This window comes from Paenibacillus sp. (assembly GCF_035645235.1).
Lineage (GTDB): Bacteria > Bacillota > Bacilli > Paenibacillales > YIM-B00363 > Paenibacillus_AE.
Genome location: NZ_DASQMZ010000154.1, coordinates 1 through 10,928, shown reverse-complemented (window position 1 = coordinate 10,928; position 10,928 = coordinate 1). Strand labels below are relative to the sequence as shown.

Annotated in this window: 8 protein-coding genes and 1 pseudogene; all 9 read left to right on the top strand. The window is 63.1% G+C overall.

Annotated elements, in window-relative coordinates; genetic code table 11:
* Positions 1 to 309 (top strand): annotated as a pseudogene (locus VEZ38_RS15310) (bacillithiol biosynthesis protein BshC); the annotation flags it as partial.
* A gap of 42 nt (positions 310 to 351) precedes the next feature.
* The gene (locus VEZ38_RS15305; protein ID WP_324894904.1) at positions 352 to 1,614 is read left to right on the top strand and encodes an adenosylhomocysteinase; all 1,263 of its coding nucleotides are present in this window, start codon (positions 352 to 354) and stop codon (positions 1,612 to 1,614) included.
* Positions 1,615 to 1,870: 256 nt separating this feature from the next.
* Entirely contained in the window at positions 1,871 to 2,884 is a 1,014-nt protein-coding gene (locus VEZ38_RS15300; protein WP_324894902.1) for a DUF4349 domain-containing protein, read from the top strand.
* 119 nt (positions 2,885 to 3,003) lie between these two features.
* On the top strand, positions 3,004 to 3,441 hold the full coding sequence (mraZ, locus tag VEZ38_RS15295; protein ID WP_324894900.1) for a division/cell wall cluster transcriptional repressor MraZ: 438 nt from the start codon (positions 3,004 to 3,006) through the stop codon (positions 3,439 to 3,441).
* A gap of 31 nt (positions 3,442 to 3,472) precedes the next feature.
* Positions 3,473 to 4,405 carry a 16S rRNA (cytosine(1402)-N(4))-methyltransferase RsmH gene (gene rsmH / locus VEZ38_RS15290; protein WP_324894899.1) on the top strand — a complete coding sequence of 311 codons (933 nt, stop codon included), beginning with the start codon at positions 3,473 to 3,475 and terminating at the stop codon, positions 4,403 to 4,405.
* Between the two features lie 92 nt (positions 4,406 to 4,497).
* Positions 4,498 to 4,896 carry a hypothetical protein gene (locus VEZ38_RS15285; RefSeq protein ID WP_324894897.1) on the top strand — a complete coding sequence of 133 codons (399 nt, stop codon included), beginning with the start codon at positions 4,498 to 4,500 and terminating at the stop codon, positions 4,894 to 4,896.
* A 42-nt stretch (positions 4,897 to 4,938) separates the two neighbouring features.
* Complete coding sequence (locus VEZ38_RS15280; RefSeq protein WP_324894895.1) at positions 4,939 to 7,284, top strand: penicillin-binding transpeptidase domain-containing protein; 2,346 nt, start codon at positions 4,939 to 4,941, stop codon at positions 7,282 to 7,284.
* A gap of 80 nt (positions 7,285 to 7,364) precedes the next feature.
* Positions 7,365 to 9,308 (top strand): stage V sporulation protein D, encoded by a 1,944-nt coding sequence (locus tag VEZ38_RS15275; RefSeq protein ID WP_324894893.1) that lies wholly within the window; start codon positions 7,365 to 7,367, stop codon positions 9,306 to 9,308.
* Positions 9,309 to 9,399: 91 nt separating this feature from the next.
* On the top strand, positions 9,400 to 10,890 hold the full coding sequence (locus VEZ38_RS15270; RefSeq protein WP_324894891.1) for a UDP-N-acetylmuramoyl-L-alanyl-D-glutamate--2,6-diaminopimelate ligase: 1,491 nt from the start codon (positions 9,400 to 9,402) through the stop codon (positions 10,888 to 10,890).
* Positions 10,891 to 10,928: the final 38 nt, after the last annotated feature.

The window sequence follows — 10,928 nt, the reverse complement described above, 5'->3', positions numbered from 1 at the left end:
GAGGCGGCCGCCTCGGTCAATCCGGGGCTGCGAAAGCTCGGCGAGACGAATATGGGGAAAATACTCGAGCAGATCGACTTCCTCGAAGGGAAGACGACGGATGCGATGAAGCAGCAGCACGAAGCCGGGCTGCGGCATTGGGAACGCATCCGCATGACGGTCGCGCCCGCGGGCAAGCCGCAGGAGCGGGTCGTCAACATTTTCCAATACGTCCATAAGTTCGGCTTCCCGTGGCTCGATCGCTTTGTCGAGCGCGCGGAGCTCGATTTCGAGGCGGGCTGGCGGCCGCACGAAGCGGTCTATTTATAAGGAACGAACCCATTTTCCGAACGATGAAGGAGATGCTTGAAGATGACCATGCTGACCAAGAGCATTATCGCGAACCCGGCGCTCGCCGCGGAAGGAAAGCTGAAGATCGATTGGGTGGAGCAGCATATGCCGGTGCTCAACCGCGTGCGCGCGTTGTTCGAGCAGGAGCAGCCGTTCAAAGGACTGCGCGTGGCGATTTCCCTCCACTTGGAGGCGAAGACGGCATACCTCGCGAAGGTCGTGCAAGCGGGCGGCGCCGACGTCGTTATTACGGGCAGCAATCCGCTTTCGACGCAGGACGACGTCTGCGCGGCGCTCGTGCAGGACGGCATCACGGTGTTCGCGAAATACAATCCGGATCCGAAGGAATACAAGGATTTGATGATCAAGACGCTCGAAACGCGCCCGGACCTCATTATCGACGACGGCGGCGACTTGGTGACGATTCTGCATGCGGAACGCCAAGATCTGCTCTCCCAGGTGCGCGGCGGCGCGGAGGAGACGACGACGGGCATTCTTCGCCTGAAATCGCTCGAGCGGGAAGGCAAGCTGCAGTTCCCGATGGTCGCCGTCAACGACGCGCTTTGCAAGCATCTATTCGACAACCGGTACGGCACCGGGCAGTCGGTGTTCGACGGCATTAATCGGACGACGAACCTCGTCGTCGCCGGCAAGACGGTCGTCGTCAACGGCTACGGCTGGTGCGGCAAGGGCGTGGCGATGCGCGCGAAAGGACTCGGCGCGAACGTCGTCGTCACGGAGATCGATCCGATTAAGGCGGTCGAGGCGTACATGGACGGCTTCGCGGTGATGCCGATGGCGGAAGCGGCGAAGGTAGGCGACTACTTTGTAACGGTCACAGGCAACAAGGACGTCATCCGCGGCCCGCATTTCGAAGCGATGAAGGACGGGGCGATTTTGTCCAACGCGGGTCATTTCGACGTCGAAATCAATATTCCGGAGCTGGCGGCATTGTCGGTGTCCCGCCGCACGGTGCGGAAGAACATCGAAGAATTCGAGCTGAAAGACGGCCGGAAAATTTACCTGCTCGCGGAGGGACGTCTCGTCAATCTGGCGGCGGGCGACGGTCATCCGGCGGAAATTATGGATATGACGTTCGCGCTGCAAGCGCTGGCGCTGAAGTACGTGAACGAGCAGTACGAGGCAATCGGGAAGCGGGTCGTCAACGTGCAGCGCGAGACGGACGAGCAAGTGGCTCGGTATAAACTCGAGGCGCTCGGGACGAGCATCGACTCGCTGACGGACGAGCAAGCGGCTTATCTCGACAGCTGGGCGGAGCATTAACGGCAGCCAACAGACGCAACCTTCGGGGTTGCGTCTGTTTTTGTTTGCGGATACGGAGGCGCTCGCGGGCGCCTTTTCGAACATGGAGGCGTGGCTGTGGGGGCGGCGGGGGGCTGCTGTATCGCCTCGCGTGATTTGTCGCGGCATTTCGAAAATTTCTCCGCCGCGTCGAATCATTGCAACCTTCCCCTTAGCGTGAGACGTCTATTACGTAACCGGAACATCCGGAAGAAGAACGGAAGAGGGCGGGGACGGGATGAGGACGTTACGCAAGGGGAGGCTGGCCGCCGGGCTGCTGGCGATCGCGCTCGCGGCATTGACGGCGGGCTGCAGCGGGGAGAGCGGCTCGTACGGAAATTCCGCCGGCGGCGCGGCGGCGGAGATGGCGGCGCCGATGCCGCCAATGGCGGATATGGCGATGGAAGCGCCCTTGGAGATGCCGGCGTCGGAGGAGGCGGACGGAGGGCGGGTCGAGGCGGTCTCTTCCGGGTCGACCGCTTACGGAGCCGGGTCGGGGACGAGCGGTTCGGCGCCCGCCGTTACCGCCGGGGCGGCGGCGGAGACGGGCCGCATGCTGATCTACAAAGCGAACGTAACGATGGAAGTCGAGAGCTACGCGGACGCGTATACGGAAATTCAAAACCTAATCCATCTGTCGGGCGGGTACCTCGTCCAGTTTTCCGAGCAGACGTCCGACGCGGAGCGGTCCGGGCTGTTTACGATCAAGGTGCCGGCCGGCGACTTCGACGGATTTATGGATCGGCTCGAGAAGCTGCCGAACGTCGGGCTGAATCGCAGCATGAACGCGCAAGACGTTTCGGAAGAATACGTCGATCTGAATGCGAGGCTTGGGGCGAAGCAAGTCGTGGAGGCGCGGTACCTGGAGTATATGGAAGGCGCGAGCCGCTCGGAGGATTTGATTCGGTACACGAACGAGCTCGCCGCGATCCAGGAGGAAATCGAGCGGCTGAAAGGCCGCATCCGGTATTTGCAGGCCAACGTGGCGTACTCGACCGTAGAGCTTCGCGTGTACGAGCGCGACGCGTCCCGCATCGCCGCGTTCGGCCAGGAGACGCCGCTCGGCGAACGGATGGGCGCAGCGCTGCGGAACAGCCTGAATGCCCTCGCGTCGACCGCCGAGGCGGTCATGATTTTGCTCGCCGGCGCGATTCCGATTTTGCTCGCCGCCATCCTCCTCGGTGTTCCAATATACTGGTTCATTCGACGGCGAAAAGCAAAAACCGAAAAAAACCGACCCTTAATTCCATAAAATATTTTTTTGAAATCCTGTTTTTTAAGCAGGATTTTTCTTTTTGTCATCGAATTTGAGTAAAAGTGGTGGAAAGTGGAGGCAAGTGGTGGATTAGGGCGAGTAGGTGGTGAGCCGAGATGTTCATGGGTGAATTTCAACATAGCGTTGATGACAAGGGCCGCATGATCATTCCGGCGAAGTTCCGCGACGAGCTCGGCTCCGCTTTCGTCATGACGAGAGGCCTCGACCAATGCTTGTTCGTCTATCCGATGTCGGAGTGGAGCGTTATGGAGCAGAAGCTCAAGGCGCTGTCGCTGATGAAATCCGACGCGCGCGCGTTTACTCGCTTCTTCTTCTCGGGGGCGGTCGAATGCGAGCTGGACAAACAGGGAAGGGTAAATATACCAAGCAATCTTCGGGAACACGCGAAGCTCGACAAAGACTGCGTCGTCATCGGCGTCTCGACCCGCGTGGAGATCTGGAGCAAGGAAGCTTGGGAGGCGTACTCCCGCCAATCGGAGGATTCGTTCAACGAAATCGCCGAGAAGCTGGTCGACTTTAACTTCGACCTGTAACCGCAAGGCGGGCTGAAAAGGGGTTGCAACATTGTTTACACATATAACGGTATTGAAAGAAGAAGCGGTAGACGCCCTCGCGGTGAAGCCGGACGGCGTCTACGTCGACTGCACGCTCGGCGGCGCCGGGCACAGCGCGTTGATCGCCTCCCGGCTCGGCGAAGGCGGAAAGCTCGTCGCCTTCGACCAGGACGACGCGGCGCTCGCGCACGCGCGCGAAGTTTTGGCCCCTTACGGGGATCGGGTCATCTTCGTGCGTTCGAACTTTCGGAAGTTGAAGGAGCAGCTCGAGGGGCTCGGGTACGCGCAGGTCGACGGCGTATTGTTCGACCTCGGCGTCTCGTCGCCGCAGCTCGACGAGGCGGAACGCGGCTTCAGCTATCACCATGACGCCGAGCTCGACATGCGGATGGATCGAAGCGGGGGCGTGACCGCTTACGACGTCGTGAACGAATGGCCCGAGGCGGAGCTCGCCCGCATTTTGTTCCAGTACGGCGAAGAGAAATTCGCGAGGCGCATCGCGCGGGAGATCGCGGCGGCGCGCGAGAAGGCGCCGATTCGCACGACCGGGGAGCTGACGGAGCTCGTGAAGGCGGGCATCCCGGCGGCCGCGAGGCGCACCGGGGGACATCCCGCGAAGCGGTCGTTCCAAGCGATCCGCATCGCCGTGAACGACGAGCTTCGGGCGTTCGAGGAAGCGCTCGAGCAAGCGATTGCGGTCGCCAAGCCCGGCGGGCGCATCGCCGTCATCACGTTCCATTCGCTCGAGGATCGGATTTGCAAGACGACGTTCGCGTCGAAGCTCGGCAAATGCATCTGTCCCCCGGATTTGCCGATGTGCGGCTGCGGGGCGAAGGGCGTTCTCAAGCTCGCCTTGCGCAAGCCGCTCGAACCGTCGGCGGAGGAACTGGAGCGCAATCCGAGAGCGCGTTCCGCGAAGCTGCGGGCGGCGGAGAAGCTGTAAGGACAGCGAAGCGTTTTCTGGAAAAAAGTACATGTTCGCAAGGGCGGGACGGCGCTGCCGTTCCCGATTTATAATAAGGGGGATACATAAGCATGACAGCATATATGCATGGAAGCTTGGCGCTCGACGACCGGCAATCGAAGGCGGCGGCGCCCGCAAGAAAGCAGCAGGCCGTCGCGGCGGCGACTCCTCGGGCGAAGACGGTGCCGGGTTCGGAGAAGGCGCTTTGGATCGGGCTCGCTTTTTTTCTGTTCTCGGTTCTAGGAATCTATCAGTATTTCGAATCGGTGAAATACGAGATCAACGCGAACGTCGTTAAGGCGGAAGCCGAAATTCGCGCGTTGGAAGCGAAAAACGCGATGCTGAAAAACGAGATCGCGACGCTCGGCAGCCCGGAGCGCTTGATCGAGAAAGGAATTCAGCTCGGATTGGTGGAGCAAGGCGCCGCGGCGGCGTCCTACGCCGGCGCGGCGGTGGCCAGCGCGGAGTAAGCGCGGCCGGAATCGGACTTCGAATAAGGTGGGAATGCCATTATGCCGCACAAAATTAGAGTGCGTTCGCTTCTGCTGGGAGCGGCGTTCACTCTTCTTTTTATTTTGCTGATCGGACGTCTCTATTGGCTGCAGGTCGTAGAATCGCCTTGGCTGACGGCCCGGGCGCAGGCGATGTGGGATAAAGAGGAGTCGCTCCCCGCCGACCGGGGCACGATTTACGATCGGAATCTCGAGGTGTTGGCGGGAGACGCGACGGGGTACACGGTCGTGCTTAATCCGAAGCTGATCGGCGAGCTGGGGCTCGCGCGCGAGGTCGCGCAAGGGCTGTCGCAGGTGCTCGGGGTGAGCGAAGCGGCGTTGTACGAGCACGCGACGAATCGGGACGCCGACGGCAACTTGCGCATCTACCGCCAAATCGGAAACGACGGCCGCAAGCTGCCGACGGAGAAGGCGGAAGCGATCCGCGCGTGGAAGGACGCGTTCGTCAAGGAGCATCGGATCAAGGGCGACGATTGGCCCGGCGTGATCCTCGAGGAAGAGCAGATGCGCTATTATCCGAAGGGCTCGCTCGCCGCGCACGTGCTCGGCTTCGTCAACAAGAACGGGGACGCCGCCTCCGGGCTGGAGCTCGCGATGGACGAGCTGCTGCGCGGCGTGCCGGGATCGGTCGCCTATCAGAAAGACCAGAAGGGGCGGCGGCTGCCGGATTCGAAGCCGGAGCTCGTGCCGCCGGTCGACGGGCAAAGCCTCGTGCTGACGATCGACCAAACGATTCAGCATTATACCGAGACGGCGCTGAAGAAGGCGTACGAGCAGTACAAACCGAAGAGCATGACCGCGATCGCGGTCGATCCGCGCACGATGGAGGTGCTCTCGCTCGCCAACTTCCCGACGTTCGACCCGAACGAATATTGGAAGTACGATCCGGAAAAAGATTTTAAAAATATGGCGATCCAGTCGCGATACGAGCCCGGCTCTACGTTCAAGCTGGTGACGCTGGCGGCGGCGGTCGAGCAGGGCGTGTTCAAACCGGAGGAGACGTATAAGTCAGGCTCCATTCGGGTAGCCGACAGAACCTTGAACGACCATCGCCGAGGCGGCTGGGGAGAAATTTCGTATTTGGAAGGGCTGCTCCGGTCGAGCAACGTCGCGTTCGTCAAGCTCGGCTACGAGATGCTCGGGGAAAACCTGCTGCGCGAGTATATCGATCGGTTCGGGTTTACGCGCAAGACCGGCATCGACTTGCCCGGCGAGGTCGATCCGATGATTCGGTTCCGGTACGCTTCCGAAATCGCGACGACGACGTACGGGCAAGGCGGCGCCATCGTGACGCCGATTCAGCAGCTCGCCGCGTACGCCGCGATCGCGAACGGCGGCAAGCTGATGCAGCCATACGTCGTCAAGCGCGTCGTCGACTCCGATACGGGCGAGGTCCTTATGCAGAACGGCCCGAAGGAGCTCGGCCAAGTCGTCTCGCCGGCGGTCGCGAAGCAGGTGACGGAGTACCTGAAGCAGGTCGTCTCCGACGAGCGCGGCACCGGCCGACGCGCCCGCGTAGACGGTTACGAGGTGGCGGGCAAGACCGGCACGGCGAACATCGTCGTGGACGGGGAATATTCGCCCGACACGTGGGTCGTCTCGTTCATCGGGTACGCGCCGGCCGACGATCCGCGCATCGCGGTGGCGATCATCGCGGATCAGCCGGATCTCGGCGGCGACTCGAATCGAGCCGGCGAAGTGTCGGGTACCGTGTTTCGGGAAATCGTCTCGCAAAGCCTCCGCCACATGGGCGTGAAGCCGGACACGGCGCCGATCGCGGCGGCCGCTTCGATCGGCGGGGATACGCTCGCGCCGGTGCCGGATTTGCAAGGACTTGCGCCGCGCGCCGCCGCGAAGGAGCTGGACGCGCGCGATTTCGAGGCGCGTCTCGTCGGCGACGGCGCGAAGGTCGTCGGCCAATATCCGGCGGCCGGCGAGCGAATGCCGCCTTCCGCGCAAGTGTACCTGCTGACCGTGCCGCAGGAGGAAGCGCCGGTGCCGGATATGACCGGCGCGGGCTTGCGCGACGTCGTGCAGCTGTGCGCGCTGCTCGGCCTCCGCTGCGAGGCGGAGGGCGAGGGCTACGTCGTCGAGCAGGACGTCGTCGACCGCGACGGCGAAGCGGCGCTGCGCGTGCGGCTCGAGCCGCTGCGGCCGCGGCCGTCCGGCGAAGCCGCCGAGGCGGAAGAGGGCGGCGAGGGCGGCACGAACGGCGAAGCCGGCGAGGAGGCCGACGGCGGAGACGGCGAGGAAGCCGGCGAGGAAGCGTCCGAGGCGGAAGACGGCGCCGCTGGAGGAGTCCCCGAAAGCGACGTCGGCTCGGACGAAGGCGGCTCGGCCGCCTAAGAAGGCTTGTTCTACCCCCTGTTCGTCATGAATAGTCTAGAAAGAGATAGACTTGCTCTCGGACGAAAGGAAGGGTGGACATGCGCGTATCGAACGTGACGCTGCGACGCCGGTTGTACCTGGTGTTGGTCGCCGCGTCGCTGCTGTTTGTCGCGTTGGTCGTTCGGCTGGCTTGGGTTCAGCTGGCGATGGGACCGGAATTGACGGAGCTGGCGGAGGACTCGTGGCGCCGCGAGGTGCCGTTCGCGGCGAAGCGAGGCGAAATATGGGACCGCAACGGCGAGCGGCTTGCCTATAACGTCAGCACGCCGACGATATGGGCCGTTCCCGCGCAGATTAAGGAGAAGGAAAAGACGGCGAAGCTGCTGGCGCCCGCGCTCGGCATGACCGAAAGCAAAGTGCTCGAGACGATCAAGAAACGAGAGTCGATCGTGAAGCTGCAGCCGGGCGGGCGGAAAATTTCGCAGGAGAAGGCGCGGGAGGTGCGGGAGCTGCGGCTGCCCGGCATCTTCGTGGCGGAGGACAACAAGCGGTTTTATCCGTACGACGGACTCGCGGCGCATGTGCTCGGCTTCACGGGCATCGACAACCAAGGGCTGACCGGCGTGGAGTCGCAATACGACGAGCTGCTCAAGGGGGTCCGCGGCAGCGTCGCGTATTTGTCGAACGCCAGGGGCGAGGAGATGCCGAATTCGACGGAGGAATACGTCCCGCCGAAGGACGGCTTGAACCTCCAGCTGACGATCGACAAGCAAATTCAGACGATCATGGAGCGCGAGCTCGACCAAGCGATGGTGAAATACCAGCCGGAGCGCATCATTTCGATCGCCGTCGATCCGAATACGGGCGATGTGCTCGCGATGGCGAGCCGGCCGGGGTTCGAGCCGGGCGATTACCAGCAGTACCCGTCCGAGGTGTATAACCGCAACCTGCCGATCTGGATGACGTACGAGCCCGGGTCCACGTTCAAAATCGTGACGCTGGCGGCGGCGCTCGAGGAGGGCAAGGTCAGCTTTACGGAGGCGTTCCACGACAAGGGCGCCATCGAGGTCGGCGGCGCGCGGCTCCGGTGCTGGAAGCCGGGCGGACACGGCGCGGAGACGTTCCTCGAGGTCGTCGAAAACTCGTGCAACCCGGGCTTCGTCGTCATGGGCCAGCGGCTCGGCGCGGATACCCTTTTCGATTACATCAAAAAATTCGGCTTCGGCAGCAAGACCGGCATCGACCTCGGCGGCGAGGAGAACGGAATTATGTTCAAGCCGAATCAAATCGGCCCGGTCGAGCTCGCGACGACGGCGTTCGGCCAGGGCGTCTCCGTCACGCCGATTCAGCAGGTCATGGCGGTGTCGGCGGCGATCAACGGCGGCAAGCTGTACCGCCCGCACGTCGCGAAAGCGTGGATCGATCCGCTTACGGGGAAGACGGTCGACGAGATCGAGCCGGAGCTTGTGCGCGACAACGTCATCTCCGAGGAGACGTCGAAGCTGGTGCGGCAGGCGCTCGAAAGCGTCGTGGCCAAGGGCACCGGGCGCAACGCCTTCATCGAAGGCTACCGCGTCGGAGGCAAGACGGGTACGGCCCAGAAGGTCGTGAACGGGCGTTACTCGCCGACCGAGCATATCGTCTCGTTCATCGGCTTCGCGCCGGCGGACGATCCGAAGATCGTCGTGTACACGGCGGTCGACAACCCGAAGGGACTCCAGTTCGGCGGCCTCATCGCGGCGCCGATCGTGCAAAACATCATGGAAGACAGCCTGCGCTATATGGGCGTAGAGCCGCGCGAAGGCCAGGTGGAGCCGGAGTATCGGTACGGGCTCGACGTCATGATGGTCGAGGTGCCGAATTTGATCGGGCGCACGACGACGGAAATTTACCAGAGCATGAATATGAATTTTACGCTCGCCAAATACGGCGCGGGGCGGACGGTCGTCATGCAGGAGCCGAAGGCGGGCACGAAGGTGCCGATCGGCTCGACGATCCAGATTTATTTATCCGATCAAGCCGAGCCGGCGCCGCCGGAATAATCCGGGGCGCGGTCGTTTCGACGCCGCGCCCGTTGCGAGCGGGAAATTTTGTCTATACTAATGATCTAGCTTTCCGAACGGAGGAGCAACGATGAAGCTGCATGAGTTCGCCTCGCTGTTTCTAAAATCCGAGTTACGCGGCGACGGCGGCGTCGACGTGACGGGCCTGGAAGCCGATTCGCGCCGCGTGAAGGCCGGGGATTTGTTTTTGTGCATTCCCGGCTTTACGCAGGACGGGCACGACTTCGCGGCGTCGGCCGTCGCGAACGGCGCGGCGGCGCTGCTGTGCGAGCGGCCGCTTCCGCTCGACGCGCCGCAGCTCGTCGTGCCGGACGCCCGGTATGCGTCGGCGATCGCCGCCCGGCACTTCTTCGGCGACCCGAGCAAGCGAGTGCGCACGATCGGCGTCACCGGGACGAACGGGAAGACGACGACGACGTCGCTGATCGAGGCGATTTTGACCGCGGCGGGCCGGGAGACCGGCCTGATGGGTACGATTCGCGTGAAGATCGGCGACAAGGTGGAAGCCGCGGAGCGGACGACGGCGGACGCCGTCTCGCTGCAGCGCGCGCTGCGCCGCATGGCGGACGCGAACGCGGCGTATTGCGTCATGGAGGTGTCCAGCCACGCGCTCCATCAAGGGCGGACGATCGGCGTCGATTTCCGGACGGCGGTGTTTACGAATTTGACGCAGGACCATCTCGATTACCACGGCACGATGGAAGCGTACGCGGAGGCGAAGGGGCTGTTTTTCGCAAGGCTCGGCAACGCGGCGGAACCCGGCGAAGCGGCGCGGAAATACGCGGTATTGAACGCGGACGACCCTGCGCACGTAAAGTATAAAGCGATCACCGCGGCGGAGACGATCACGTACGCCGTCGAGGCGGCCGCGGACGTGCGGGCGAGCGACATTCGGCTCACCGCGCGCGGCACCTCGATGAAAGTGACGACGTTCGCGGGCGAGACGGAGCTGACCGTCCGGATGCTCGGGAAATTTAATGTGTATAACATTTTGGGCGCGATCGCCGCAACTTTGGCGGAGGGCGTGCCGTTATCGGTAAGTAAGGAAGCGTTGGAGCGGCTCCCGGGCGTCGAAGGCCGGGTCGAGCCGGTCGACGCGGGACAGCCGTTCACGGTGCTCGTCGATTACGCGCATACGCCCGACGGTCTGCGCAACGTGCTGGATACGGTGAACGAATTCGCGCGGGGCCGCGTCATCGTCGTCTTCGGCTGCGGGGGAGACCGGGATCGGACGAAGCGTCCGATCATGGGACGCATCGCGGCGGAGCGGAGCGACTTCGCGATTCTCACGTCCGACAACCCGCGCTCGGAGCCGCCGGAGGCGATTCTCGCCGAGATCGAGGCGGGGGTCGCGGCGGCCGGCGCGGACGCTTCGAGCTACGCGGTCGTCGAGGACCGCCGGCGCGCGATCCAAATGGCGGTTGAAATGGCCGAGCCGGACGATGTAGTATTGATTGCGGGCAAGGGACATGAGACGTACCAGATCGTCGGCGGCGCGACGCTGCCGTTCGACGACCGGGTCGTCGCGAAGGAAGCGATTCTCAAGGGGGCGAAACCATGATCGAAGCGACGTTGGATACCATCGCGGCCTACGCCGGC

What these genes read in the sequence shown, in the direction of transcription:
- VEZ38_RS15275 (WP_324894893.1), top strand. Translation starts at nt 7,365, where the DNA reads ATGCGCGTATCGAACGTGACGCTGCGACGCCGGTTGTACCTGGTGTTG.
- VEZ38_RS15300 (WP_324894902.1), top strand. Translation starts at nt 1,871, where the DNA reads ATGAGGACGTTACGCAAGGGGAGGCTGGCCGCCGGGCTGCTGGCGATC.
- VEZ38_RS15285 (WP_324894897.1), top strand. Translation starts at nt 4,498, where the DNA reads ATGACAGCATATATGCATGGAAGCTTGGCGCTCGACGACCGGCAATCG.
- VEZ38_RS15305 (WP_324894904.1), top strand. Translation starts at nt 352, where the DNA reads ATGACCATGCTGACCAAGAGCATTATCGCGAACCCGGCGCTCGCCGCG.
- VEZ38_RS15270 (WP_324894891.1), top strand. Translation starts at nt 9,400, where the DNA reads ATGAAGCTGCATGAGTTCGCCTCGCTGTTTCTAAAATCCGAGTTACGC.
- VEZ38_RS15280 (WP_324894895.1), top strand. Translation starts at nt 4,939, where the DNA reads ATGCCGCACAAAATTAGAGTGCGTTCGCTTCTGCTGGGAGCGGCGTTC.
- mraZ (WP_324894900.1), top strand. Translation starts at nt 3,004, where the DNA reads ATGTTCATGGGTGAATTTCAACATAGCGTTGATGACAAGGGCCGCATG.